Below are 26,843 nucleotides of genomic sequence, written 5' to 3'. Positions count from 1 at the left end.
GGCACGGCAGTACCTATTAAAAAAAGTCAATTAAACAAACCATAGGAAAGCGATTATGAGTACCTTTAATTTAAACTTGCAAGGTAACTATGCGGCTGAAGTCTTGTCTTATTACCTTTGGGGGCAAGCAACCGCACCAAGCATGAGCGATATTGTAGACGCCAAATAGATCATCCAAGGATTTGTTGATAATAGCAAGCGTGTTGTCAAATTTTTTAAATACAGAAAGATAGTGACTAAAGTAAAATTTAAAAAAGGTGTATATAAAAAGAGAATGGAGATATGGATAATGATAAAGATCACCTAGGACTAGGTGTCCTATTACCAGCATATATTTATAGCTATCTCATTATGGTTATGGCCACTTTTATTCATAACTATATGTATAGCCACAAATATATTTTCAATGATAGATTGATATCTCCATATTATGAATCTTATTCGCATATATCCATAGAAGGATTACTATATACACTTTTATCACCTATTGTATATTTCTTATTTCCTTTGATAGGGTCATTTAGAGTAAGTCTTTATCTTTTGTGGTTCGCTCTGCTTGTATATTATCTTTTTGAAGTGACTAGAATTAAGAATATCAGTTTGTTAGCAAAAAATGTTTTACTGATAATAGTGTTTTTGATTTGGAATATGATTGGTTTGTATATTATAAAGAACTGAATTTTAAAAATGAGATTTATAATGAAAATAAAACTAATCACTTCTTTCTTCGTTTTGCTTTTAGTGTTATGGACAATTATTTTTTATAATCATAAGAAAATCGAATATTCTATAGAAAGTGATATTGTTATGGGTAAAGATCTGTTGTTTCGAGATATTTTCGATTCAGGTGATCAGATATGTATATTACCTCCTTATAGCGATCCTAGCTCTATCAAAAGCCTTATATCTATTGAGGATTTTGAATATCTGAACTCTGACATCAATCGATTTATTTATGGTTGGGAAAATGCATGGTTTGTAGTAAAAATAGATAAGAAAAAGACCCCCAAGGTTTTTAGGATATCAGGCTTAACTAAACCTGATTTCAAAAAGAGTCAATGTATGGATTTTAGAAAGGCTAAAATAGCATTAAGTAGTGAGGGAAAAAGCCATATATATTTTGCATTTTTTGAGGAGTAATAGATAAAAAAAGCCCCAGTCTGAGAACTGGGGCTTTTTATGTCTGACAACGATTGATGATATAGTTAGCAATACCCGTATCAACAGGTACTATTTACTTTGCATCACCATCAGCTTGATTTAATTGAATATACTTGTCAAAGTTTTGCGCATAGTCGGTTAGATTGTCGCTGAGCATCTGACGATATTGTTTGACATAAAACTCGATGATGTCTTCTTGTTCTTTGGCAAAATCATCGCCTTTGACAAAGCCAATAGAGGCTACTGAAGCGCTATAGCGAGCAGCAGCGTACAGCAATGATGCACCGACTTGGCCTGAATGTGCGTCAGGGCCCAGCTGGCTGTTGGCCATACCAATGATGGCGTCGGCACGTTGATAAAACGCCTGCATTTCTGGGGTAATTTCAACGTTGGTGTTGGCGCTATCTTGAGACATAAGCTACTCCTATGTGTGAGGGATTATAAATATGTGGGTACGGGTTGATAATTCAATAGGATAGGGTGGATATTTTTTGCCAGCAGTAACCAGCAAAAACAAAAGCCAGACTCCAATACCGTTATGAGAGGCAATGAAGTCCGGCTATGTCGTCATGCTGTGCTATCAAAATACGCTATAAGCAGCGCTATTATAGCCCAGCATCTGCTCGCAGGAGGTCTGCTTTATCGGTTTTTTCCCACGTAAAGGCGGTCTCAGAGCCAATACGGCCAAAGTGGCCAAAGGTTGAGGTGCGCTGATACATCGGTTGCAATAGGTTGAGCATGCGCGTGATGCCGTAAGGACGTAGGTCAAAATGGGTACGAATCAAGCGAATGATTTCTTCATGGCTGATTTTGCTGGTGCCAAAGGTATTGACCGAGATAGAGGTCGGCTCAGCAACGCCGATAGCATAGCTGACTTGTACTTCACAGCGATCGGCAAGGCCTGCGGCGACGATGTTTTTAGCCACGTAACGTACCGCATAAGCGGCGCTACGGTCTACCTTTGAAGGGTCTTTGCCACTGAAGGCGCCGCCGCCATGACGCGCCATACCACCGTAAGTATCAACGATGATTTTTCGGCCTGTCAAGCCAGCGTCACCAACAGGGCCGCCAATCACAAATTTGCCCGTCGGATTGATGTGATAACGGGTATCGGCATGAAGCAAGTCAGATGGGATCACATGCTTGATGATGGATTCCATCACCGCTTCTTGCAAGTCGCTTTGAGAGATGCTCGGGTCGTGTTGGGTTGAGAGAACCACCGCATCGATAGCGGCTGGGCGGTTGCCATCGTATTTGAGGGTGACTTGTGCTTTGGCATCAGGACGCAGCCAAGGCAGCTCGCCTGAACGGCGCAGCTCAGACTGACGCTCCATCAAGCGGTGGGCAAACTCGATAGGGGCGGGCATCAGCACTTCGGTCTCGTTGCTGGCATAACCAAACATCAGACCTTGGTCACCTGCGCCTTGCTCTTCAGGCTTGCTGCGATCCACACCTTGAGCAATTTCAGGAGATTGCTTACCAATCATGTTGATAACCGCACAGGTTTCGCCGTCAAAGCCAAGGTCTGAATGATGATAGCCGATACCGTTGACAGTATCACGAACGATACGTTCGATATCAATGTTGGCCGTGGTGGTAATTTCACCTGCCAATACTACTGCGCCCGTTTTTACCAAGGTCTCACAGGCAACGCGGGCATGCAGGTCTTCGCGCAAGATGGCATCAAGTAAGGCGTCTGAAATTTGGTCAGCCATTTTATCAGGATGGCCTTCGCTCACGGATTCTGAAGTAAATAAATTATAGTCACGCATAGTGGGGTCGCTTAATTGAATCAATAAAGATGGAAAACGCATGAGACATAGGCGCTGGGTATAATAAGGGCGCTCTACGCGTCACTTGCTTGGCAATTAACGTTAAGGGATCATAAAACTTGTGCGCTTGCTGCATAGCTGACTGATAAAGGATGAGGTTGTGGCACTCAATACAGCCACCATGCTCATACCGATTATCTTGCTAGCGCTCAGTGCGCGTGATGACAAAAGCATCTGCTAGCAGCAGAAAAATAAGCTCATTCTACCTTGAAATAGAATAAAACTCTAGTGAGCAGCGCTTAGTCTATGCCAAGCCCAGTTCATTCTAGTACAGAAAAACAAGGCGCTTTATCACAGCTCAGCAAAAGCGGCTTTGTCCTTAAACCTGCACTCTTGATAGACAGGACAAGCGCCGCACTTGGGTGTCCGTGCTTGGCAGGTATAGCGTCCGTGCAAAATCAAGTAGTGATGGGCATCAAGCATATATTCTTTTGGAATACGTTCTAGCAGTTTTTGCTCAACGATCAGCACGGTTTTGCCAGTGGCAAGGCCAGTACGGTTACCGACCCGAAAGATGTGTGTATCGACTGCCATGGTAGGCTGACCAAAGGCGGTGTTTAGCACCACGTTGGCTGTCTTGCGTCCGACGCCTGCGAGCGACTCTAAGTCTTTGCGATTGTCTGGGACTTGGCTGTCAAACTTATCCATGAGGTCGCGGCAGGTATTGATGATGTTTTTGGCTTTGGCATTATATAGGCCAATATTTTTGATATAGGGTTTTAACCCTTCTTCACCTAGGGCATAAATGGCTTCTGGCGTATTGGCAACGGGATATAGCTGGTCAGTGGCAATGTTCACGCTCACATCAGTCGCTTGGGCGGAGAGAATCACCGCAATCAATAGCTCAAAATGGCTGGCATAGTTCAGCTCGGTGACAGGCTCATCAATCGTGGCGGCGAGTTTTTCAAAAAAAGGCGCAACGTCACGGTTGGGCATGCGCCGTGACGGCGGTGTGTTGGCTGTTTTGTGTTGGACTGTTTTACTCATAGCTAGGGGCTGTCTTGGCTGGTGAATAACAATAACTTATCGCGGGTACACTGGGGTGTATCCTTGATAACGGAGCAGATTATAACTGAGCAAGCTGGTTTTGCAGTTCGATCAGCTCGGCGCGTTTGGTAGCATGCTCGCGTACGCTCAGTTGTTTTTCGAGTTTTTTAATCTTGGTACGTAGCTTGGCCGCGGCGATGGTATTGCGCGCTTGCTCTTGGCTGATGTCTACGGCTTGGGAGGCGGCATTGTTCAGTTTGGCTTCGACCATACTGACCACCGGCTTGGCATTACTGCTGTTGGCCAACTGCTCGGCGGTGCGCTGCAAATGGGTGTGATAGCGCTGGCGCAGCTCATTTTGTTCTTGAGCGCGCATCACAGGTGACAGCTCACGCTGAACCGTAACCAAGTCAATGCAATCTACAGGACAGGGTGCCAGACACAGCTCACAGCCTGTGCAGAGGTCGGTAAAAATAGTATGCATGTGCTTGCCTGTCCCGACGATGGCATCGACTGGGCAGGCAGGGATGCATTTGGTGCAGCCAATACAGTCATCCTCACGAATGACGGCGCGCACCTCGGTTGGGCGACCGTTATCCGTGTCTAAAGGCCATTTTGAGGGCGCGGCATCGAGCATGGGCACACGGTTTAAAACCTCAGCGATAGCGTCCGTTACCGGCTGACCACCCGGCACGCATTTATTGTGCGCTTCGCTTTTGGTGACAATGGCAGCAGCATACGGCAGACAGCCATCAGGGTGATCACATAGCCCGCACTGGGTTTGCGGTAGGCATGCATCGACAAGCGCGATTTTGGTGCGGGTGTCTTCTGATAGCGTCTCTAGTGCCAATGTATCAAATAAAATGGGCAAATCTGCCAAGCGAGTAGCTATAGCGCTGCTATCTGCGGTTAGGCGTGTTTGGGTGTCAGTTTGGGACATGGGGTTACTGGCCTCAACGTCAGTGATGTCAGAGATATTTGGCTGGCGTATCATGCGCACGCCGCTGGTATCTGTCAATATAAAAGCATCCAAAATAGGTAGCAAATTGGGTTGGTGAAGATAATCATACGCAGGTTTGACGCACAAAAGCGTAACATATTTGGGCACGCAAAACAGCAATGCTGATCTGCCATCATACCATGACCGTATTGTCGTCAGTGCCCAAAGCGTTTAAGAACAAAATCAATCAGCAAATGCAAGCGATAGGGCATGTTGGTGCGGTCACGGTAAAGTATTTGGCAGCCTCTAGGCTGGTTGTTCCAGTCAGGCAGTACCCATTGCAGATGACCAGATTCGATCAGTGGCTGTGCATCATAATCAGGGATAAACCCAATACCAATACCATCGGCTATGGCCTGCGTAATCAGGCTGATATCGTCCACTTTGAGACGCACATGCTGCATCGGCTGATGCGTGTATATCTCGCCCGTGCTGCGGTGCTGCAAATGCCACGTGGACATGGGACTACATAATACCGCAGGATAACCGATCAAGTCGCTGGGTGCATGGATGGCTGCGATGTCCATGTCACTTGCGGCACAGATCATAAAGCGAATGTTGGTCAGCGGACGTCCGATCCAGTGATCGGCACTGTGTTCACCGATACGAAAGGCGATATCAATAGCTTGCTCATCAATATCAATTGTCTGGTTAGACAGGCGCAAATCCAAATCAATATCAGGATACTGCTGCAAAAAAGCATTGAAATGCGGCGCTAAAATGGTACTGCCAAAATTGATCGGTGCACTGACTCTGATGATGCCTTTGGCCTTGGTTTTGTTTTGCCGCAAACAAAACGATACGTTCTCTAGCTCATCAAACAGATGAGCGCAGCGCTCATAATATTGCTGTCCAGCATGGGTCAACTGCACGCGGTGCGCGTCGCGATTGAGCAATCTGAGTGCCAAATCTGTCTCAAGCTTTGCCACGCGGCGACTGAGGGTCGACAGCGGCATGTTTAATGTCAGCGCCGCTTGTCGAAAACTGCCGTGCCGAACGACAGCACAAAAGCTGCGCATATCATCCAGTGAATAATTAACTTTCATATTTGCAATCTATACTCTCGTTATTGCCTATTTATACCGTATTTAAAACCTATAGACTATAATAATATTTTGCATTCTATGCTGGTTATTTTTGGAGAGGTTATGAGTCGTTCAGCGAGCACCAACGCCGTCCTGTGTTTGTTGTTGTGCACGTTTTTTTGGGGAGCAAGTTTTCCTGTCGGCAAACATGCACTGACCGAGGTACATGCGTTAACCTTGGTGATGTGGCGCTTTGGCGTGGCGGCGTTATGTTTGTTTTTATATGCCAAATACAAGCACATGCCGATGCCTGTGTTGACGAGTAAGCAATGGGTCTGGGCCATTGGTGTGTCTATTATCGGTGTTGGCGGCCTCAATTTGGGTCTGTTCACGGGACTTGAGCAAACCAATGCGAGTAATGGTGCGTTGATTATGGCACTTAGCCCATTGGTCACATCATTGATTGGCTCTGTGGCACAGCGCAAATTGCCCACGCTTGGGACGCTGTTTAGTCTGGTGGTTGGTTTGTCAGGAGTGCTGCTGGTATTGACTGATGGCGAGCTTGCACGTTTGCTGGGTTTTGCGTTTAATCATGGCGATCAGATGATTTTTATGGGGATGCTGTGCTGGAGTCTATATACCTATTTAACCCAAGGTATCAGCCGCTGGATGCCGATGATTCCTTATACACTGGTCGGCATGCTGGCAGGTTTTGGGGTGATTGCACTGATGGTGCCGTTTAGCGCTGCTGTCCATCCCATTCAAGAGAGCATAGCCATTAGCGGTAGCGTGCTGGGTGATTTGATATTTATTGGCTTGTTTGGGACCGTAGGGGGTTACTTATTGTGGATATCTGGCGTCAAGCAACTGGGCGCAACCAATGCGTCGTTATTTTTTAACTTTGTGCCCGTATTTGCGGCACTGACCGCCTTTTTGTACGGTCAGCAAGTGACGGTGCTGCAACTGCTGGGCATGGCAATTGTGATTGCAGGGCTACTGATACCGAGGCTTGTGATATGGCAGCAGCAGCGATCGGCGCGCAAACCTGCGTTAACCAACTGCTGAGCACGCTGTAGTTAGTCGTTAATCATCACCCCATGTTCATCAGCAATCTGCTCGATCAAGTCGCGCGCGATACTGCCTTTGGGTGGTATCTGAGGTAGGTTTGAGAGATCAAAAAAATCAGCGTGTGACAGCTCATCTTCTTGTAAAACGATGTCACCACTGGCATACGTGGCACGAAACCCAAGCATCAAGTTGGATGGAAATGGCCATGGCTGACTGCTAACGTAGCGAATATCGGTTATGGCCAAGCCCACCTCTTCATCCACCTCACGTACCACTGCATGCTCAAAACTTTCGCCCACTTCAACAAAACCTGCGATCAAGCCATACATAAGCGGCAGTTTTTGTTGTCCATAGCGATGATGATGCGCCAGCAAAATCTGGGTCTCACCTGTATGCGGATTGGCACGGGTGATGGCAGTGATGACGCAGGGTTGTACTCGTGGGTACTGCCGCAGGCGACATTGCGGACAAACCATTGCACGCTCGCCCGAATCTGCCAGATGCACTTTTGCCCCGCAGCGGCTACAAAACTGGGTATCGGCTTGCCAGCGTAGCAGCTGTATGGCTTGACTCAAAAGATCGCTGATAGCGGTCGGTAGCTGATTAATCAGTTGCCGATAGGACACAAAAGCATGATGACCGACCACCGGTGATAAATCATTAGCCGCTAAATCAATGACAGCAGGTAACGCCAGTCCCTGCTGCTGGGCATAGGTGGTACTGATCGCAGCATCGGCGATGATGGACAGGCGGTTATCATCATTGGATGCAGGCGCTTCTTGCTGTTGTAGTGGCAGCGGCGCAAACAAGGAGACAAACCCCAACTGATAAGGAGCATTATCTTGAGTTGCGGCATCAACCTCGTGATGATTGGTATCATGCTGCTCTTTTTGATAATGAGTGATTGCAAGATGGTCAGGCAGGCTTAGGACGGCTGGTTGCCAGCCAGAAGAGGTATAGCGGCACAAGATGGCGTCACCATCAAGGACAAAGGCGGTGCTCATAAGACAATCCAAAGCAGCTATCGGCATGCTTATTAGGTAGTTGGGATAACAGCGTTACAAAAGAAAAAAAGCGACAAAAGAAACAGGGTCAGCGTCATCTCAATAAAAGAGTAACGCTGACCCTGTCTTTATAGCGGTAGGTTACGCAGCCAGCAACTGGCTCAAGCTGTGCTGCGCGATATCCAATGATTGCTGGCTCACGGGTCGGTTGTGCTCAAAGCTGTCTAAGCGATAATCGACAGACATGATCACATCGGCAATGTGGCTTAACATATAGTCGTCAAGCGCTTGCTGATTGGCAAAACGCTGGTCGATATAGCTGGCTAGCTGACTAAGCATACTGGCTGCTGTGGGTAAATGTAAAAAGCGCACCGCTCCAGACACTTGACGCATGATCTCAGGCACATTTTGAATATTGACCACATCACGATCGCTGTCTGCCAAGTAATCATTAAGGGCTTGTTCAACACCTGCGATGGCGGTACGGCTCTCTTCGATCAATGTATCGTAGGCGGTATCGAGCTGATGCAATGAGATGTTTTTATTATTCAGTGGCAAATTGATCGCGCCTGGGGTGTGCATTTTTGCCATCGAAATGGTGGCGTTTTCGGCACTCATCAATGCCAATAACAAATGATCAAAGTCGCTTGGTGCTGGGGTTTGCCAGCTTGCGACAGCAGTTGCTGCTGTATTGAGTGAGGCTGCCGCATTGTTGAGTTTTAACAAACGCAGTGCTGAGCTGAGTACGACCATTTGATCAGAAATTTGACTCGCTTGCATGGTGGCAGCATTGATCGAGTCACCACGCGCGTACTCGTCTACCTGCTCTTTAATGTTGTTGATCTGCGCTTGTATCAAGTCATTTAATGCATCGGTCACTTGACGGTTGGGGCCAAATAAGAAGCCTTTGAGCTGTTCTAATTGCGGATTGTCGAGTTGGTTGGTGGCATATTGGCTACGAATATCATGTGCCAAAGCATTGTCACGTTGACAGGCAAAGTTGACCAAGTCAGCAAAACGGGTATCCATGATAGGCAGGTAATGATGGAACTGCTGCTCTAAATAAATCAGAGTATGTTTTTGAGTTAAGCTGAGCGGCAATATGGCATCAAGATCAGTAACCACAGCGGTTGCCGCCTGCCAAAATAACGTCTTGCTGTGAGCCGCGATAAGGGCACATGCTGCATTCATTGCTGAGAGCTTTTGGCGCTCCTCGCCGGTCAGCGCTGCTGAGGTCTGAGTGAGGGCAACTGATAGGCCACTGCGATAGGCTCGGCTTAACAGGTCGGTATCTAAGCCAAGCTCACTTAACGGTTGAAAGTTTTGTTCGGGGTTGGCAATGATGACACTACTGCTACCAAAATTGGCAAAATAATCGGCGGCAATGGGCTGCTGCTCTGATGTTTTATGCAATTTATTGATAATAGAGAGCAGCAACGTTGGTTCAACAGTCTCGGTCAATAATACAAACTCAATATAACGATCGAGTGTCATGATGGCTTCTGATAGATCCATAATCAGTGTGGCATCTGTATTGTCACCATGGTCATAAAGCTGCTGCATGCCGTCGGCAATCGCAGTGCTCAGCAGCTTAGCCCCTGTGAGTGAAATCAGCTCAAAAATACGTGCCAATTGTGTCAGTACGCCAATAGAATCCAGCAATAATGGCGCTTGCTCTTGGTCATCGTTAAAATCGCTCAGATGCGTTTCGGCATCTTTTAAAATAACCACAATTTCATCGCGTAGCAAATGTAACGATGGCAAGCCAAAGTTGGTGATACTAAGGTTTGGGGTGCTCAGGGTGAGTTGCTCTGACTGGCTCATAGTTATTCTTCCATAAAATGCTGATAATAGTCGACAAGATTAAAACGATAATCTATGGTCGGTCAAATAAGACCTGCTTTTTTGTATATTAACATTATTTACCACTGTGACAATGCTGTTTTCATCTCAGGATAATCAGTGGCCAAACTGGCAAACCAATCTTGATGAGCACGATCACTGGTCGGTGAGGTCAGTAGCAACTCTGCGAGCGCTGCAAAGTTACTGTGTGTGGCCTGTCCGTTATCAGAATGGTTATCCTCTTCAATAGCCAATGCAACTTGGCCGCCGGTCATCGCCAGATAGACTTCGGCTAAAATCTCCGAATCCAATAATGCACCGTGAAACGTACGGTCTTGCTTACCAACATTAAGGCGACGCACGAGCGCATCTAGGGTGTTCTTTTGGCCGGGGTAGAGCTGTTTTGCCATGGCCAGTGAATCGGTCACTTGTACCCGCTGGGCAAAGCCTTGCAAGCCCACCTTATCAAATTCCATAGATAAGAAGGTCATATCAAATGACGCATTGTGGGCGATAATTTCTGCGCCATCCATAAAGTCATACAAAGACTGTGCCACTTGGTCAAACGTGGGTTTGTCTGCCAAAAATGCCTCACTGATCCCGTGAATACGAATGACTTCTTCATCCATGCCGCGTTGCGGGTTGATATAAACGTGCAGCTTCTCGCCTGTAAATTTGCGTCCCACCATCTCGACGATACCCACTTCGATGACCCGATCGCCTTTGAGTGCGTCAAGCCCTGTGGTCTCAGTATCCATAATCAACTGGCGGCTGTTCTCTTGACGGTGAACAGGTTTTGGCAATAAAGGTCGAAAATGCGGATTGGCACGGCTGGTATCGCCATCAAATTTGACAGTCTCTGTCTCAGGTATGGTTGCTGCGCTCACTGGCACCGCATCATTATGTACGGGTGTATCCATTATCGTCTCTGCTTCTACATTAGCATCATTTAAAGTCTCGGTCATCATATTAAACCCAAGTGGATCCGAGGTTAACCAGTCTTCATCAAGTGTGTGGTTATCCGTATGGGTGCTGGAGCTGGTGTTGACGTTAGACGTACTTAACTCAGCTGCGTGATCCGCTTTTTTTTTAGCGGCCGAGTCATCCGCCGCACAAGGTTCAAAGTCCGCATGGTCACTGCTGCCCGTAACCCCCAGATTGGCCAGTGTATCGGCTTTCTCATTGCCAGCGTGTCCAGCATGACCTTTTACCCAGTGCCATTCGACGTCGCGGTTTTGACACAGCGCGTCTAGTTGTTGCCACAAGTCTTGGTTGGCGACAGGTTTTTTGCTTGCCGTTTTCCAGCCGCGTTTTTTCCAGCCAGCGATCCATTCTGTGATGCCTTTTTGTACATAGCTGGAGTCGGTCCAGATCGCCAGTGTCATGTCTTGCGGGCTATGCGTGAGCGCCTTGATAGCGCCCATCAGCTCCATACGGTTATTGGTGGTGTCAGGCTCGCCGCCGTACAAGTCTTGCGTCTGGCCATCACTAAATATCAGGTGTGCGCCCCAGCCACCAGCGCCAGGATTACCTTTGCATGCGCCATCAGTATAGGCCACAGTCGTACCTGCTTGTGCTGCTAAGGGATCAGCTACGGACGGGGTCGAGCGAGAAGTGTCAGACATAAAAATGGGAAAACCTACGGTAAATAAATAACAATGCGTGCCCCCCTCATAGCTGAAAAAAGTGCTAACGATGAGGTGTTTGGCGGCGGAGATGCCCAGTAGCTTACCATCTCGATGGTAAGCAATATTGGGTCATCTGATAGTGCTTGATTATAACAAATCCATACCCAACATGGGTCATCACGACAGATAAAACTGCAAAAGCGCAGATCAAAATAGCAGGGCATGACTTTTCTGTTAAAATATACAGGATCTTTTTTATGTATGCTCGCAGGATGACCCTATGATGCCACGTTGTGCAGATATGTTTTGCAAAAAATTCGCCATAAGGGCGACCATGGTAGCGACGTGTAGCGCGCTGTTTTTGACAGGCTGTTATACAGAGGACTCAGTTGCCGTCATCAAAGACACGCCCGCTGCGGCTGACTTATCCGTCTTTGCAGGCTGTTATACCGTCAGCCACGATGAGCCTGCACAGATCAAAGTTTCTGAGCAAAACGGCACATGGGTGATGCAAATGAAAGAGGCAGTCCAAGCGCAGCGTGTGTGGGATGAGCCAGAAGTGTTAGAGTCAGTAGATGGGTCACAGCTACCCAAATATTTTTCTATCGATCCTGATAATGTTGATGCTGTCCTTGCTCGCCCCGACCGCGTACTGGTCATGGCGCATGTCAAACCTGTTTATGCCAATATTGACCCGCTGTTAGACAGTGAGTATTTGGCTTATATCTATAAAGGTGCCAATACCATTTATAAGGTTGCGTGCGATGAGGTCAATGTTGATCTACTAAGCGACCCGCACGCAGGATTGACAGAGGCCATAAGCGATAGCGTGGTGATAACGGAAGAATCGGTGATCAACCATGACACGGCGCTTGGCAGTCAGTGATGGGTCGCTCATACCGTTTTAACCAACCATTTGCTTTGTAATCGAGTCAATATCTATGAATTTTTTAAGTTATGTCTTGCTGGGCGGCCTATCTTACGGTGCAGGGTGGGCCATACGCATGTATGTACTTAACAAGCAGCCTGCGCCAACGCCGCCTTATACTCTCAAACACCCTGTAATCTTGGGTTACTTGGCCGCATTTTTTATCATCATGATGGTCATCTCATGGCTGATTGGTCGCTACTTACTGGGTCATGTGCAGCTCGATATGCCTTTTGTGCTGGTCAATAGTGCGGTGGCCACGTTCGTCTATTCTTTTGGCCTAAATCCTGAGCGATCACAGTATGATGTCCCCAATTGATGGACGCACTTTTTCATCATGGGTATGTTGGTTACAGTTATGTTATCAATAGCATAAATATCAGTCAGCCATTAAAAGACAATTGATCGCATGGGTGACAGTGGCTATTAGGGACACGCTCTAGCGTTATGGATCGTATAGGCAGTGGATATGAGTATCGATAAGCAAGGCAAAAAACAAGAGCGCACCGCGCAGGGATTTAATCGCCGACGGTTTTTGCAGCAAGTGGGTATGGGTGCGGGAGCAGGATTATTGGCAGCACAGAGTATATCCCGTAGCCTTGCTGCTGATGTTTTGAAGCAGGATTTTTTAAATCGGCATGATTTAACCAAAGATGACCTGCCGACTGTGATAACAGGGGAAGTACCAACGCAATCTGCGTCCCACTGCGCTACGCCGACGATTGAGACACGTCTGTTTGCCAGCTCTAATGTCGGTGGCTTTGAGGCGCGCAATCAGTTGGCGCTGGAACGCCTGCGCTGTGCCGGCTTTGCGGTGCAAAATCCCGATATCGTCAGTCGTCAGTATTTGCGCTTTGCAGGGACTGATACTCAGCGGGCTGGAGATTTGCAAAACATTGCCACAGGGGCGATTGCTGCGCCAAAGCTGCTACTTGGCGTCCGCGGCGGCTATGGGGCGATGCGTTTGTTACCGCTGGTGGATTGGCCCACCCTTGGACGAGTGATGCAGGAGCGCGGGACGATTTTGGCAGGTTTTAGTGATGTGACCGCGATTCAGTGCGCGCTACTGGCCAAAGGACAGATGAGCTCGCTGGCAGCGCCCATGCTCTATAGTGAGTTTGGCAAAACCAGTCCTGATACCATCAGCTGTCAGCAGTTTGCACAGGCGCTGACAGAGCCAAAATTGATCGTGACCATTGATAGCGCGGCACTGACCAGTGCCAATTTGCCTGCGGTATTGGCAACCAGTGAGACTCAGGCCAGTCAAAGCATCACTGGCACACTGTGGGGCGGCAATCTGAGTGTGGTTTCAGCACTGGCGGGTAGTCCGTATCTGCCACGTATCAAAGGCGGTATCGTATTTTTAGAAGACGTGGGCGAGCAGGCGTACCGTATCGAGCGCATGCTCTATGATTTGTATCTGGCAGGCGTGTTTAAAGAGCAGCAGGCCATTGTCTTTGGTGCGTTATCAGGTAGCGGCGAAGACAGCTATGATGCGCGCTATGACGTGGCAATGGTGGTTCGCCAGCTGCAACAACTGACAGGACTCCCCGTATATAGCGGCATGCCCTTTGGTCATATTGGACAAAAGCACAGCTTTCCTTTAGGAGCACACTGTCAAATCAGTGCCGATACCCAAGGCGGGTATCAGCTGTGCTTTAGTGATTATCCAACCATTGCGCCAGATGCGCTGTATACCGCAGGCTTTTGGCAGACACCATAAACCTGCGCTGCTATTATTATCATCCAGCTATTTAAACCACCGCTGTAAGGCAGGTAGCCGTGAGATGAGTAAATAGTCCAGTAACGCGATGGCAATAATCGCGATAAGGGCAGTCGGAAAAATAGCCGCAATGACCAGTAACGGTAGGGCCAATGTCCAGCGGATCTTAACTGGTTTGCCACGTGCAGGCGGGTTAAGCCCAAGCGCCGCTTCTTTTTTCTTGGGTCGGCGCTGCCACCACATCATATAACCAGTGATACAAATCGCAATCACTGATAGGCAAAACAGAACATTGGCCAGTACGCTCCACCAGCCCAGCGTGCCCATATGCAGCGCGACACCTGCAGCCATAAACTTACCAAAGGCACTATAATCATCATAGCGAATGTCTGCGAGTACCTTGCCCGAATAACGATCCAAATGCATGGTGCGATCTGCCGTTGGACTGTGCATGTCATAACTCATCGAATCTTGGCTGATGCTCCAAACCCCTGTCGCACCTTGGGGCAAGCTCAATTGATAACGTCCGACAAAGCCGCTCTCGCGTGCAAATTGATCTACCGTATCCAAGACGATGGGCACGCCTGTCTTTAACCCATCCGTGCCCAGCGTTGTGCCCGATTGTGGCATCGGCGTCAGTTCCAATACCCATGGCACTTCCTTAGAGGCGCCATGATTGAGTGCCTCGCCATGCGTCGGTGTAGGTGTGGCACTCTCGCCATGAACGTGCGGCGCAGCCTCCGCCATGTCCATATCGTGCATATCATGTGCGTTTGGGTCGCTTGATAGCGGCATAGGCGCGACGCCCCATTTGCCAGCAGGGAACTGACTCCACGCTTGCACCACTTTGCCGCCCCAAATACCAGCCCACGCCATCCCTGAAATACAAAAAAACAGCAACACCACAGATACCCAGCTACCAAGGGTGGCATGAACGGTACGAAACAACAGTCGTTTGGGCGAGGTCTTACTGTTATTGTCAGGCAGCAGCATGGCCTTAACCGAACGCCGTTTGTGCCACCACAAATACCAACCCGTTAAAATCATCAAGATCGTCAATGCAGCGGCGGTCTCTAGCAGGTAATCACCCACATCACCGAGTAACAAATCGCTATGGATATTATCAACGGTATGATAGAGGGTGCTATTGGCAGGTACGCTGGTGACCACTGCTGCCGTATAAGGATTGATTGATACCATGCGCTGGGCTTGATCGCTTTTGATACGAAATAGAGCAACTGTATCCTCGCTGCGCGGAGCGATGTATTGTATCAGCGTACTATTTGGAAGCGTATCGAGGGCATTTTTGGCTTGGGTAGACAGTGGGGCGGGGGCGGATTGCTCACTGACGATGGTCATGTGGTCGCCATCGCGTCCTACCGTGTTAGAAAGCAGCACCATACCAAGGCCTGTACAGGCAAGGATGATCAAAAATGGTGCAACAAACATCCCTGCATAAAAATGCCAGCGCCAAATGGTAAAATAGTTGGCGTTATTTTTGACTTGCGGCTTCATCTCAGCCATGCGTCCTGTCTCCAATGACTTTTGTCTCGGTTTTTGATGAATAAAAGCTCTGCTTGTGATGCTCGCCTGCTCCCTGAAGCAGTATCACTCACACAAGTGTGCGTGGTATCGGTCGTAAGTGAGATTGCAGAGCGAATGAACGCTAAGATTGTGAATGGTTCAACACAAACGTATCAAACCGCCTTAATGCTGAGAATAGGGCGGTTTATTTTTTGGTGCATATTATAAACAAGATAAGATAAAGGGGGTATCACCATTGAATAAATGTTTAGATATTCTTTTTAAAGCAAAGTTGGCAGCGGGTACAATGATGGCAATGATGACGTTAGTGTTCGATAAGTACACTTGGTAGCGTCATCGGTCAAAAAACCTTTTGCCGCTTTTGACATATGCAAGGAGAAGAATAGAAGTGCAAACCACTAAACGTAAAACGGCCTATACAATGATGATCATCTATATGTCGTTCGGACTGATGATGTCAGCATTCGCTGAAACTGAATTTACAACCAATAAAAAAAGGCTGGCCAACCAAGGGGATCTTGAGGCTCAGTATGATCTTGGGATAATGTACCAATATGGGGATGGTGACGCGGATCAAGATATAGCTGAGGCCATGAAATGGTTTAGAATGTCTGCCAATCGAGGATACGCCCCCGCGCAAACAAATCTTGGTTACAAATATTATCAGGGCGATATCGTCGCACAGAATGATACCCAAGCCATAAAATGGTTCCGAAAGGCGGCAGTCCAAAATGATCCATTAGCTCAGTTCAATCTTGGGGTAATGTATAGTGACGGTATTGGCACCCCTAAAAATAATAAAGAAGCAATCAAATGGCTCCAAAAATCGGCCAATCAAGGATATAAATCGGCTCAGGATTATTTAGACGCTATGCGTCCAGCTGACATGGATACGGTCAATATGTACATTGTCGAGGGCGCTGTTGTCGAAGAATGCGCTCACCCAGATTGTAAAAGCCACCAAATCGACTTTGATAACGAAGATCCTCTTTATCAGCATGATTATTGACCGTTATGTTTCTTTGGCATTCTAAGAGCGCTTCGCTAAGCGTTAGCCATCCGTGGCGGCTTACGCTAGGTTGGGATAGTGATTTAACCTTTTTGCTAAGTACAGTTGCTCACAAACTGCGCTTCTGTCAGATCTGGATTGCGACAATCTTCCAATGCACGATACCCATCTTCATAACCAGAACGTTCGATAATAAATTGGCGCAAATCAGCTTCTGTACCACCACCGAGGGTAAAGTCATTTAACGAATCGATCATGTCTTGTGATACCTCTATATCGTTATCAGCGAGGTAGTCGATGTACGCCGCTTGTGCGGGTGTGAGCGCCTCAGTTGTCTCTATAGCGTCACTGGCTGCGCTGTCCATATCATATGCCTCATATGATTGTGCAGCATGCAAATCTTGTAGCACGGTGTCAAGCTCATCGCTTTCATAAATATCAATGTCGTCAGTATCTATGCCAGCATTTTCATCAGCCGTGACCAAGCCAGCGGCCATAGTGTCTTCAAGGCTACTGTCAGATTTATTGTTAGCGCCTAACGGAAAGGTAATTCGGGTGACTTTCCAGCTCAGCCAGTCTCTGTGCATAATCACATCAATTGAATGATTAACGTCATTTGCATTACTTATCTGAACTTTAAAACGGTTAAATGATAGGTAGTTTGTCTGATAGTCAATATCGTCATCTGGCGCTTCAGAGCTATCTTTGGCGGCATCGTCTAAACCAAAATCTGGTTCTTGCCCTTGGAACAAGAGTGCCACGCCATCAGGGGTGATTGTGCTGTCGACGATAGGGTCTATCATTGCGGCCGCTAGCATGACGCCCAATGCTTCCAAACCGCTTTCCTCTTCACCAGTCGTGATTTCTTGAACCATGAACGCCTTAACTTGATCTTTTATGCTTTGTTTGACACTAGGAAAGTCAATATAACCTGACAGCTTATCGGCGTCTTTTTGCTCTACCGCGGTTTTGATGCCATGCAGCGCGATATAGGGTGACGCATAAAGATAGATCGCAAACATTACGAATACGCCTGCCAACCAAGGTAAAAGCTTTTTCAAAAAATTCTCCTGAATTTCTAACAATAGTAGAATACGGTGCAGTCATATGGGTTAGCACTTGATTTTCGTTATGATCTATATTGGTATATGGTTACGTGTTGGTAACATATTAGAAAATAATGTTAACATTAGTTGATTTATAAGACAATTTAATAACACATTATTTATCGCGAACATCTTTTGAGACCTGACAGTCAATCATCGTTTTGATATTGAGTTGAGCACATGTCTGTTAGGGGCTGAGCACAAAATGAGAGTCTGGCTCAATAATCGGGCTAATGGTGGGTATGTAGGATGTATTTATCTTGATACTGTAGTGACTGCCACTATTCGGTGCTGCTTTGAGTACGCCCATGCCTGTATCCTAATGAGAACATGACCGTCTATGACACATCACATTAAACATTAAGAGGGCAAGATAAAGCCCGTCGCTGAGATCGTGATTGACTATCGCACTGAGATAGCGAGCGAATTTGTCTATCATCAGGGTGAAGGGAATGTGCGCTATCAGTGATATGAGCCGATGACTGATGGCTTTTATCCGCTGACCGTGACGATAGAGAATACATCAATCAACTATGATACGGATAAAGAGATGGCACCGCGCACGACAGATACGACGCATTATACGTACAACCCATCGAAGCAGTCTTTTGAGTCGGTCAAGTAGCTGGGCGCATAGATAAGCAACGCTGCACTGTGGCGTATTGTTAACTTTAAGGGACAGTCATATGAAAAAAATAATACTGAGCTTGGTAATTGGTTTGGGCAGCTTGGCGATAGCGCCCGCTATGGCACAGACGCCTGTCTTTTCTGCCAGTGAGATGGCGAATGTTAAAGTTAGAGATTTAACTTTCAAAGAGGTCATGCGTCAGTTTTATAGAGGGCAAATGATCCAAGCATATGCAAATGGCATGGAAGACATGCCTTATATTGGCTTGGGGCAATATAGTGACAATGGTGATATCTCTATTGCTACCATGCACCCTGTCTTACAATATAAAAATACAGTGGGCGCAGACCGTTATTTGGTTATCATTGAGATATTGCAAGTGTCTGAAGGAGAAATCGTAAGCTGTCATGCTTGCCACGCTACAGCAGACCTATACAGTTTTAAAAAATTAAATACGGGAATGTTCCAGCTGGTGAGTCGCACACCAAAGGATGTTAATTTTTCGAGTAAATACGGTCGAGTGAATTTAAATATTAATGATATCGAACAAGGTATACAGCCATTAGGGAAAAACCTGATAGGCAGTGTATTTATGAATTCTGATATGTCTACAGGTGTTAAGGATAGTTGGTGGGAGGTATTGCACCTGCCTGAAGATGATTTCATTAATAAGTACTATGCTGGCGATGGTGGCTCGACGACCAAGCCTTATGATGAAGACTCGCCTTTATCTTATGACTATGAAGGCAGTCTACAGGTGATGCAGGATAATACCGCTTATTATCCAATAATGCTGACTTATACAGGTGAGATGCCTATGAATGACTATGAATATGTTGAGCATGTTAACTACAGTAAAATCGCGAAGTTTAATCCGATGAAGAAAGTCTATAAGTAGTTTTTTTGATCGACGACTTAATCCTCTGAACACGTTAGCGGTGTTACCAGCTCGCCTTTGATGTTGATAGTGCCATAGGATTTGCCTGTTGGGCTATTCGCATCTGCTTCGCTCACAGGTGCTAGGTTATCGGTAAAATAGCCAATATAGTCATAATCGGTTTTGATTGCGTGGCCTTGTTTGTCTAACAAATAGTAAGTCTCACCTTTTTTTGCTGATACCACTTCTTGATTGGGATCATCATAAAAAAGAATGCTGATATCATCATATTCTAAGGGAATGATGATATCCCCTTGTGGGTTGATAAAGCCTGACTTACTCGCTTTACTGACTAATGCTAAACCATTGATAAAGCTGCTGGCTTCATCATAAATAAAGTCTATTTTGGTTTGATTGTGCCTACCGACAAAGCCCCCATTTGTCGTTCTTTTTGACATTGATTAAACCTTGACTAAAAAATCCTAAATCCTTATAAGTCGGAAAGACAGCCTCACCTTGAGCATCAAAGATAGTGACACGTCTTGGATTCAGTGTCTGTGCCTGCCATTTCCAGTCTTTCATATAGATCGTATCTGTGGCAGAGGGGGAGATATAGTCATACTGCATGGGTACGATAAGTTTATTTTGCTTATCAATAATGCCTTGTTTGCCACCCTTACCCACAATGGCAAAACCTTCGCTAAAGTCTTCAGCATAGTGATAGTCAAAAGGAATCACGACATCATTGTTCAGGTTTAAAAAACCATAGCGGCTGTCCTCACCGCCGATGCTGGCACGTACCAGACCATCATGGGGTAGGGAGATAGAGTCATAGTCATTAGGAACAATCAGCTTGCCAGTGGTGTCGATCAGTCCCCATTTATCATCAAGCCTAATCTTGGCTAGCCCACTATAAAAGCTGTTGGCGTAACTAAACTTTAGGGGTATAACAATTTTGCCGTGATGGTTCACAAAGCCATAGCGCCCCTCTGATTTGACCAGCCACAATATGTGCTCATTGTATATATCGGTGTCAATACAACGCTCTGCAAACTCAACGCCTTGAGGCAGCTCGTAACCTGCTGCCAACTCACAATAAAAATCAGCATGGCTAAAGGCACTGTATAAAAGCGCTGTGGTGAAGATGGCAAATGATTTAAAAGAGAAGGTCATAATACTGGACTATTATCCGATAATTGTAGCAGATGTTATCACTGTTTTTAAATAGGGACATGCCCTAGCACGCCTGTATCAGTTATCTTTAGGCTTTGTTTGTTGTGCAATAGCTATTGATGGATATGAAAGCAGTCTATTGCTAAGTTCTTATCGATCACACACTCATCAAAATAGTCAAATAAGAGTACTGGTATTTGTACTCAAGCGGAATGGTATAAGCGATATGCTTCTCTTTGCCATTGACTATCAGTGTAAAGCTGACCTTTTCGATGATGTTTTTGGGCATGCCTGCGCCATAGTGCAAGACAAGGCTCTTGGCACAATCCGTCGTTCCTATACAGCCCTCTAAGTTCGAGACGCGCTTTAGTGGCTCGTAGCGTGTGCCATCTGTTGAGTAATGCGCCAAAACCACAGACTCCTCTATCAGCTCGACATTAGAGTCTTTGGAAAAATAAAAGTTGAGGCGGGATTTGCGCCAGATATTGTCAGGCGTGAGATGGGCGTTGTTGCTGTTGGCGACGTCATTTAAGTGCATGATCTCGACATGGTTATAGCTTTTTTGATCCTTATCTAACCGATATAGCGTGCTATCGAACTCATATTTGGGGATTGGATCGCCCTCATAAAAATACGCGTTATTATAGGGGATGGGGGAGTCTTCTTTTTTTACCGCATAGTTAAAGTGCCAACATCCTGATAATGCCAGACTCGCTAGCATAGGGATAAAGGCACGGCTCATGGTATGGGTTAAGCGCGTCATCAATAGACGGTGGTTTGTTACATCAGTTTTCATAAAATGGACAGCCCAGCTAAGCGTTTATAGGATTAAGAGGTGACAAGTTAGTAGTGCATGAGCATTCTATATGCTTCGGTCTTATCAGCGACGATAGCGCCCTCTTTATCAAGGACATAATGCTTAGCATCATCGGTTATCACTCTTGGCAGACCATGGTATAGACGTCCATACTTGATTTCTAAAGAGATGTACTTTAAGGGTATGACCAGCTCGCCATCCGTATTGATGGCCCCGTAATACTCGCCTGTCGGACTATTGGGATCTGTTTTTGTGACAGGAGCCAAGCCATCGGTAAAATAGCCAATCGTCGCGTAATCGGTCTTAGTGGCATTGCCTTGTTTGTCTAACAAATAGTAAGTTTCGCCTTTTTTTGCTGACACCACTTCTTGATTGGAATCGTCATGAAAAGCGCTCTTTATCTCGTCATATTCTAATGGGATGACCACGTCGCCTTTTGGATCGATAAAGCCAGATTTACCGTCTTTGCTGACGAGCGCCATACCATTAAAAAACCCAATCGCCTCGTCATAAATAAAATCGATTTTGGTTTGATTGGCACTATCCACAAAACCCCATTTGCCGTTTTTTTTGACATTGAGTAAGCCATGTTTAAAAAAACCCATATCTTCATAAGTCGGAAAAACTTGCACGCCTTGATCATTCAAGATAGTGGTGCTGGCAGGCTCTGTCATCTCCACTCTAAACTTCCAATCTTTTTCTTCTAGCACATCAGAGTCAAACGCAGTGATATAGTCATACTTCATGGGTACGATCAGACGGTTCTCTTTATCAATCACGCCTTTTTTGTCGTGGTGACCAACGACGGCATAACCGACGATAAAGTCACTTGCAGATGCATAGTCAAAAGGAATCACAGTTTCATTCTGTAGGTTCAAGAAACCATAGCGCTTGCCTTTTTTATTATTGTCGTCATTAGAGATTCTGGCCATGACTAGCCCGTCTCTAAGACCAGAAACATAGTCATACTCGTTAGGAATAATCAGCTTGCCAGTGGTGTCTATCATTCCCCATTCGCCATCAAGCGTGACATTGGCTGTCCCATGATAAAAGCCATTGGCATAGCTGAATTTTAAGGGTATGACGATGTTGCCGTGATTATTCACAAAGCCGTACCTTTTATCCAAAGGATTCTCACTGTGTTGTTTGGTTACCAGCCAAAGCATATGGTCATAATCCATATCAGTGTTCGTACATGCTTCGGCAAACTCGACGTCTTTTGGCAACTCATAACTCTCTGCTAATTGACAGGGCAAAGAAGAGGCTTGGCTGCTAGCGCCAAACAGTAATGAAACAGTCATTAAGGCTAGGGGCTTGTAGGATAAAAATATAATGGACGTCTCTGTCATTGTATGATGATTTTGACAAAGCCTAGCATATTTTAGTAAACATTAATCCTATATTTCCGCTGATAAATCAGAGTCTGATACGCCCTTTACGTTTGCAAATACGCTAAAATACAATAAACCATATCGAGAACGCATAATGACATTCACCGAAGACCGACTTGAACAGGCCTAAATAACGGTGCTGCCTAAGACTAAAACGGTTCTACAGATATAGGCACAGGACGAACCAAAGCCACTGATCATGTATCTAAAATGATAACTGAGCTTAAAGACGATCTTGAAACAGGTGTCACGCCTACTGATCAAATTGTAGAAGAGGTGTTAATCTATGAAGGCTAATAATCTAGATATATTTGTTGAGTATTTTTTAGGAAGTCTAATGGACTTATTTTTAAAGCGTATCGATAGTTACGAGAGTGTATATAATACCGTCATGATGAATGAGCAGGTTAAGTTTAAGGTCACTAAACATCTAGGGTGTGCCATCAACGAGCAAAGGTATTTTAAAATAAGCGATACTTAGATCGTATTCATGAATGTAGAAGCAAGATTCATTTAAAAGGGAAGTCATAAATGAAGAGATTGATATTAGTTCTGCCTTTGCTGGCAATTGGTTTAATGCCTGCTTCGGCAAACAGTGATAGTGTAAAAATTAAGACGGTAAAAAATATGTATAACGATGCTACTAAAGCGAATCGTAATAACCAAGATTTTGATACTTTACGTACACTGTTTAGATATTCAGACTCAGGTCTACAAAATGCGATTACTTTAGCCAAGTTTGGACGAATGAGTGAAGATGGGATGGGCATGGCTAAATGTCACAGTGCCTATGAAGCACTTGGTATGAATCCGAGTAATGGAATGACTCTAGACGAAATAGAAAATATAAATTACAGAGCCCTAGGTAATGGAAGCGTCAGAGCATCTATTCTTTATTACGGCGATGTAGTGGGGATTAGATACTTTTCATTAAGCTGCAACAGTGGTAATTGTAAGATTACAGATGTATTTGATAACGATGGTACATCAGGAAAGCGAAGTGCTGAAAAATTGTGTCGATAAGCTTTTATATTTCTTGTAATTATTTGACTTAAACAGAGTAGAGGTCAGTTAGCTTAAGTAGTCACACCAGCCCACTTGTTTGATATGCGCGCGTAGCGCATCAGAATCGTAGCCCTTGTCAGTACATACAGTCATTGTTGCGCTCAAATCTATGTTATCAATTAAATTTGGGGTCATCTTCACATCATGGGTAATACTATCTGATAAGAGAAAAGTGATGGGATTTTCATGTGCATCAAGAGCTAAGTGGATTTTAGTCGCGCATCCTGCTACACGTTTACTGATACCTTGCAGGTTCTCGTTATGACCACTGCTATACTGGTGCGCTTTAATATGAGTGCCATCAATAAAGATCTATTCACAGTCTGAGTCTTTGATTAATAAAGTAAACAGCGCGATAAGCTTATTGCTACGAAACTATCACTGGTGTCATCATTTATTTGCAATATTCCACACGCCCTAACAAGACTTTTTTAATGCTTCATGATGGGCCTTGGGATCAATATTACGGCTTAACAACTCTTCGTAGTCACGCCAAATTTCACAGGCACGCGTAAACGACACGCTTTGATATATACCAAGCGATATACGTTTGTTTTTTGAATGAGTAGGAGATAGGTAGCGATAAAGCCAAGACTTAGTGCCATTAGGTTAGACCATGAGATACAGCAAGGGGTGGTTTTTGATAGAGACCAGATATTATTTGCCATCGGCTTTATGACTGCTGATGCTGCGATCAGAACTGATGGGCTTGCGTGCTTCCATGACTGACACCCCCAATGTACATTTAAAAACCAGTGTACATAGTAGTGTATATCAGATGCATGGACTGTAATAGATAGAGCGGGACAATATAGAACGCCAGATACAACAAAGCCCCTGATATTAGGGGCTTTAGCTGTTCTATAAGGTAGTATAGGACTATGTAATGGTACCCGGAGCCGGACTTGAACCGGCACGCTATTGCTAGCGAGGGATTTTAAATCCCTTGTGTCTACCAATTTCACCACCCGGGCAAAACTTGTGTTATCTGTCAGTAGCAAGTGCTAGAATCTGTCAGATAAGTGGTCGCTATTATAAGTATTTATACCAATAAAGCAAGCCAAATTTTTACTAAAGATTATCTTTATTTTTGCAAGATACATCTTATAAATAATTGGAGGCTGAGGTCGGAATCGAACCGGCGTTAACGGAGTTGCAGTCCGCTGCATGACCACTCTGCCACCCAGCCAATCAAGGAGGCCTATATTAGCAAAAATATTTTAAATTACAAGTCATTTTTTACTCGATTTGAGGTTTTTTATCAAAATAAGCCAGATTTTTATTATTTTGCGGCATTATTTTGCCAAATAGCGGGTTTTTGGTCATGTTATTAGGGCACTTAATAAGCCAAAAGCACGTTTTAGACATAGGTTTTTGGGTACAGGGTAGGTACAATATAGGACTTCATTTACCTTGCATATCGGATATGGTGCCAACGGCTTGGCGCTGTGTTTTTTTATCTGTTTTTACTTATGGAGTTACTATGACCTCTGAAACCTCTGACCATGTACACGCTACTATTCTCGACGGCAAAGCACTTGCAAAACAGATAGAACAGTCACTACGTGGACGTGTAGATACCATCAAGGCACAAACGGGTCGTACCCCAAGTCTGGCGACCATTCTCGTCGGTGATGATCCCGCTTCAGCCACGTATGTGCGTATGAAGGGCAATGCCTGTCGCCGTGTGGGTATGGACTCTATCCGTGTCGAGATGCCAGCTGACACCACAACTGAACAGCTACTCGCAAAAATAGATGAGCTGAATAACAATCCAGACGTGCACGGCATCTTGCTTCAGCATCCTGTGCCTGAGCAGATTGACGAGCGTGCTTGCTTTGATCGTATTTCCCTTGCAAAAGATGTCGATGGCGTGACTTGCCTTGGCTTTGGTCGTATGAGTATGGGTGAGCCTGCTTATGGGTCATGCACGCCGCAGGGTATCATGCATTTGTTAAGTCATTATGAGATTGATCTGGCAGGTAAAGAAGCCGTTGTGGTGGGTCGCAGTGCGATTTTGGGCAAGCCGATGGCACAGATGTTGCTTAATGCTAATTGTACCGTGACCATTTGCCACTCAAGAACACAAAATCTGGCCGAGCACGTACAGCGCGCTGATATCATTGTTGGTGCTGTTGGGGTACCTGAGCTGATCAAAGCCGAATGGATCAAGTCAGGTGCAGTAGTCGTTGACGCTGGTTTTCATCCAACAGACAACGGCGGTGTGGGTGATATTGAGCTTGGCGGCGTTGACGCGATTGCCAGTGCATACACGCCAGTACCAGGCGGTGTGGGGCCGATGACCATCAATACCTTGATTCGTCAGACGGTAGAGGCGGCAGAGCAGTCAGCAGGTATCAGCGCGGCAGACGCAGGCGAGTAATCACCTGTCAAACCCGCTGAGAGAGGATTAAAGCGGGTACTGATGATGTCAGATATCAGTGTCAATTGACCACTTTTATGTTGATAGGTTCTCAAATGTCTAACAAATATGCAGCAATCCATCGGCGCTTACAGTATATCGGTCGTGAGTTTGTCGATGTCTGCCACTACGTTATTTTATTTTTGATCAGTGTGGTGGTGATTTGGACAGCAGGCAAAGAGTTTTTGATCATTGCCAGTAAAGGCGCGGCGGATCTCAAAGATATTTTGATGCTGTTTATTTATCTGGAGCTGCTGGCGATGATCGGTATTTATTTTAAAACCCATCGCTTACCCGTGCAGTTTTTGATATTTATTGCCATTACGGCTCTGTCGCGCCACTTGGTGGTCGATGTGCAGGCGGTATCTGATTACTTCCATCTGTGGCTACTGGCAACGATTGCAGTGGCGATTATGGCGCTTAGCGCGTCTATTGTGATTTTGACTTGGACGGCCAGAATGTTTGGTCGCCCCGAAGATTATTTGGACGACCATCAAGCCAGCCATCGTATGGGCACTTTTTATGATGATGACAATACCAAACGTCGGCGCGAGTAAGGGCAATAGTGCATCACGCCTGAGGTGAATAAACACTTTAAGGTGACCATGATAC

At 45.8% G+C, this 26,843-nt stretch carries 25 protein-coding genes, 2 tRNA genes and 2 pseudogenes; 11 read left to right on the top strand and 18 right to left on the bottom strand.

The genetic code is table 11. The annotated features are described in order from the left end of the window. The first annotated feature begins 699 nt into the window (after positions 1 to 699). Complete coding sequence (locus ACFI32_RS04525) at positions 700 to 1,140, top strand: hypothetical protein (RefSeq protein ID WP_462625306.1); 441 nt, start codon at positions 700 to 702, stop codon at positions 1,138 to 1,140. 94 nt (positions 1,141 to 1,234) lie between these two features. Here ACFI32_RS04525 and ACFI32_RS04520 read toward each other — a convergent pair whose 3' ends face one another. The 5 genes from ACFI32_RS04520 to ACFI32_RS04500 form a co-directional block, all read right to left on the bottom strand. Next, entirely contained in the window at positions 1,235 to 1,576 is a 342-nt protein-coding gene (locus ACFI32_RS04520; RefSeq protein WP_462625305.1) for a DUF3144 domain-containing protein, read from the bottom strand. A 190-nt stretch (positions 1,577 to 1,766) separates the two neighbouring features. Beyond that, positions 1,767 to 2,933, bottom strand: coding sequence for a methionine adenosyltransferase (gene metK / locus ACFI32_RS04515; RefSeq protein WP_462625304.1), 1,167 nt, complete (start codon positions 2,931 to 2,933; stop codon positions 1,767 to 1,769). A 351-nt stretch (positions 2,934 to 3,284) separates the two neighbouring features. Next, on the bottom strand, positions 3,285 to 3,980 hold the full coding sequence (gene nth / locus ACFI32_RS04510) for an endonuclease III (protein ID WP_462625303.1): 696 nt from the start codon (positions 3,978 to 3,980) through the stop codon (positions 3,285 to 3,287). 79 nt (positions 3,981 to 4,059) lie between these two features. Continuing rightward, the gene (locus ACFI32_RS04505; protein WP_462625316.1) at positions 4,060 to 4,920 is read right to left on the bottom strand and encodes an RnfABCDGE type electron transport complex subunit B; all 861 of its coding nucleotides are present in this window, start codon (positions 4,918 to 4,920) and stop codon (positions 4,060 to 4,062) included. A gap of 215 nt (positions 4,921 to 5,135) precedes the next feature. Continuing rightward, positions 5,136 to 6,026, bottom strand: coding sequence for a LysR family transcriptional regulator (locus ACFI32_RS04500; RefSeq protein ID WP_462625302.1), 891 nt, complete (start codon positions 6,024 to 6,026; stop codon positions 5,136 to 5,138). 102 nt (positions 6,027 to 6,128) lie between these two features. On the opposite strand from ACFI32_RS04500, the gene ACFI32_RS04495 reads away from it, so the two are divergent. Continuing rightward, the gene (locus ACFI32_RS04495) at positions 6,129 to 7,070 is read left to right on the top strand and encodes a DMT family transporter (RefSeq protein WP_462625301.1); all 942 of its coding nucleotides are present in this window, start codon (positions 6,129 to 6,131) and stop codon (positions 7,068 to 7,070) included. An 11-nt stretch (positions 7,071 to 7,081) separates the two neighbouring features. Here ACFI32_RS04495 and nudC read toward each other — a convergent pair whose 3' ends face one another. The 3 genes from nudC to dnaQ form a co-directional block, all read right to left on the bottom strand. Beyond that, positions 7,082 to 8,077 carry an NAD(+) diphosphatase gene (gene nudC / locus ACFI32_RS04490; protein WP_462625300.1) on the bottom strand — a complete coding sequence of 332 codons (996 nt, stop codon included), beginning with the start codon at positions 8,075 to 8,077 and terminating at the stop codon, positions 7,082 to 7,084. A gap of 141 nt (positions 8,078 to 8,218) precedes the next feature. Then, on the bottom strand, positions 8,219 to 9,901 hold the full coding sequence (locus ACFI32_RS04485; protein WP_462625299.1) for a hypothetical protein: 1,683 nt from the start codon (positions 9,899 to 9,901) through the stop codon (positions 8,219 to 8,221). Positions 9,902 to 9,999: 98 nt separating this feature from the next. Then, positions 10,000 to 11,544, bottom strand: coding sequence for a DNA polymerase III subunit epsilon (dnaQ, locus tag ACFI32_RS04480; RefSeq protein ID WP_462625298.1), 1,545 nt, complete (start codon positions 11,542 to 11,544; stop codon positions 10,000 to 10,002). Between the two features lie 283 nt (positions 11,545 to 11,827). Here dnaQ and ACFI32_RS04475 point away from each other — a divergent pair, with 283 nt between their 5' ends. The 3 genes from ACFI32_RS04475 (at position 11,828) to ACFI32_RS04465 (ending at position 14,198) form a co-directional block, all read left to right on the top strand. After that, positions 11,828 to 12,433 (top strand): hypothetical protein, encoded by a 606-nt coding sequence (locus tag ACFI32_RS04475; RefSeq protein WP_462625297.1) that lies wholly within the window; start codon positions 11,828 to 11,830, stop codon positions 12,431 to 12,433. A gap of 55 nt (positions 12,434 to 12,488) precedes the next feature. Next, positions 12,489 to 12,794, top strand: a complete 306-nt coding sequence (locus ACFI32_RS04470; RefSeq protein ID WP_462625296.1) for a hypothetical protein — start codon at positions 12,489 to 12,491, stop codon at positions 12,792 to 12,794. Between the two features lie 150 nt (positions 12,795 to 12,944). Continuing rightward, entirely contained in the window at positions 12,945 to 14,198 is a 1,254-nt protein-coding gene (locus tag ACFI32_RS04465) for an LD-carboxypeptidase (RefSeq protein WP_462625295.1), read from the top strand. A 27-nt stretch (positions 14,199 to 14,225) separates the two neighbouring features. On the opposite strand, the gene ACFI32_RS04460 is transcribed toward ACFI32_RS04465, so the two are convergent. Continuing rightward, the gene (locus tag ACFI32_RS04460; RefSeq protein WP_462625294.1) at positions 14,226 to 15,722 is read right to left on the bottom strand and encodes a PepSY-associated TM helix domain-containing protein; all 1,497 of its coding nucleotides are present in this window, start codon (positions 15,720 to 15,722) and stop codon (positions 14,226 to 14,228) included. Positions 15,723 to 16,131: 409 nt separating this feature from the next. Here ACFI32_RS04460 and ACFI32_RS04455 point away from each other — a divergent pair, with 409 nt between their 5' ends. After that, the gene (locus tag ACFI32_RS04455) at positions 16,132 to 16,752 is read left to right on the top strand and encodes a tetratricopeptide repeat protein (RefSeq protein WP_462625293.1); all 621 of its coding nucleotides are present in this window, start codon (positions 16,132 to 16,134) and stop codon (positions 16,750 to 16,752) included. A 95-nt stretch (positions 16,753 to 16,847) separates the two neighbouring features. Here the strand turns inward: ACFI32_RS04455 and ACFI32_RS04450 are convergent, their stop codons facing one another. Continuing rightward, a complete protein-coding gene (locus ACFI32_RS04450) occupies positions 16,848 to 17,813 on the bottom strand; it encodes a DUF2939 domain-containing protein (RefSeq protein ID WP_462625292.1) in 966 nt (321 codons plus the stop codon). Positions 17,814 to 18,336: 523 nt separating this feature from the next. On the opposite strand from ACFI32_RS04450, the gene ACFI32_RS04445 reads away from it, so the two are divergent. Beyond that, on the top strand, positions 18,337 to 18,483 hold the full coding sequence (locus ACFI32_RS04445) for a hypothetical protein (protein WP_462625291.1): 147 nt from the start codon (positions 18,337 to 18,339) through the stop codon (positions 18,481 to 18,483). 121 nt (positions 18,484 to 18,604) lie between these two features. Continuing rightward, positions 18,605 to 19,384, top strand: coding sequence for a hypothetical protein (locus tag ACFI32_RS04440; protein WP_462625290.1), 780 nt, complete (start codon positions 18,605 to 18,607; stop codon positions 19,382 to 19,384). A gap of 17 nt (positions 19,385 to 19,401) precedes the next feature. On the opposite strand, the gene ACFI32_RS04435 is transcribed toward ACFI32_RS04440, so the two are convergent. The 4 genes from ACFI32_RS04435 to ACFI32_RS04420 all read right to left on the bottom strand — a co-directional run bounded on the left by ACFI32_RS04435 (position 19,402) and on the right by ACFI32_RS04420 (position 22,654). Continuing rightward, entirely contained in the window at positions 19,402 to 19,821 is a 420-nt protein-coding gene (locus tag ACFI32_RS04435; RefSeq protein ID WP_462625289.1) for a WG repeat-containing protein, read from the bottom strand. After that, entirely contained in the window at positions 19,784 to 20,536 is a 753-nt protein-coding gene (locus ACFI32_RS04430) for a WG repeat-containing protein (protein WP_462625288.1), read from the bottom strand. Before ACFI32_RS04430 ends, ACFI32_RS04435 begins: the two co-directional genes overlap by 38 nt. A gap of 157 nt (positions 20,537 to 20,693) precedes the next feature. Next, positions 20,694 to 21,332: a hypothetical protein gene (locus ACFI32_RS04425; protein ID WP_462625287.1), complete on the bottom strand. Its 639-nt coding sequence runs from the start codon at positions 21,330 to 21,332 to the stop codon at positions 20,694 to 20,696. A 47-nt stretch (positions 21,333 to 21,379) separates the two neighbouring features. Beyond that, a complete protein-coding gene (locus tag ACFI32_RS04420) occupies positions 21,380 to 22,654 on the bottom strand; it encodes a WG repeat-containing protein (protein ID WP_462625286.1) in 1,275 nt (424 codons plus the stop codon). 621 nt (positions 22,655 to 23,275) lie between these two features. Here ACFI32_RS04420 and ACFI32_RS04415 point away from each other — a divergent pair. After that, positions 23,276 to 23,767, top strand: coding sequence for a hypothetical protein (locus tag ACFI32_RS04415; RefSeq protein ID WP_462625285.1), 492 nt, complete (start codon positions 23,276 to 23,278; stop codon positions 23,765 to 23,767). 60 nt (positions 23,768 to 23,827) lie between these two features. Here ACFI32_RS04415 and ACFI32_RS04410 read toward each other — a convergent pair. The 4 genes and pseudogenes from ACFI32_RS04410 to ACFI32_RS04395 form a co-directional block, all read right to left on the bottom strand. Beyond that, positions 23,828 to 24,181, bottom strand: a pseudogene (locus tag ACFI32_RS04410) (transposase); the annotation flags it as partial. 45 nt (positions 24,182 to 24,226) lie between these two features. Then, positions 24,227 to 24,406 (bottom strand): annotated as a pseudogene (locus tag ACFI32_RS04405) (integrase arm-type DNA-binding domain-containing protein); the annotation flags it as partial. A 290-nt stretch (positions 24,407 to 24,696) separates the two neighbouring features. Next, a tRNA-Leu gene (locus ACFI32_RS04400) sits at positions 24,697 to 24,783 on the bottom strand. Positions 24,784 to 24,924: 141 nt separating this feature from the next. Further along, a tRNA-Cys gene (locus ACFI32_RS04395) sits at positions 24,925 to 24,998 on the bottom strand. Between the two features lie 294 nt (positions 24,999 to 25,292). Here ACFI32_RS04395 and folD point away from each other — a divergent pair. Together folD and ACFI32_RS04385 are read left to right on the top strand one after the other, a co-directional pair. Continuing rightward, the gene (gene folD, locus ACFI32_RS04390) at positions 25,293 to 26,192 is read left to right on the top strand and encodes a bifunctional methylenetetrahydrofolate dehydrogenase/methenyltetrahydrofolate cyclohydrolase FolD (RefSeq protein ID WP_462625284.1); all 900 of its coding nucleotides are present in this window, start codon (positions 25,293 to 25,295) and stop codon (positions 26,190 to 26,192) included. Between the two features lie 95 nt (positions 26,193 to 26,287). Further along, positions 26,288 to 26,788, top strand: coding sequence for a phosphate-starvation-inducible protein PsiE (locus ACFI32_RS04385; protein WP_462625283.1), 501 nt, complete (start codon positions 26,288 to 26,290; stop codon positions 26,786 to 26,788). The last annotated feature ends 55 nt before the right edge of the window (positions 26,789 to 26,843 follow it).

The organism is Psychrobacter sp. PSi21 (genome assembly GCF_054960615.1).
This window is presented reverse-complemented; position numbering and strand designations above follow the sequence as displayed.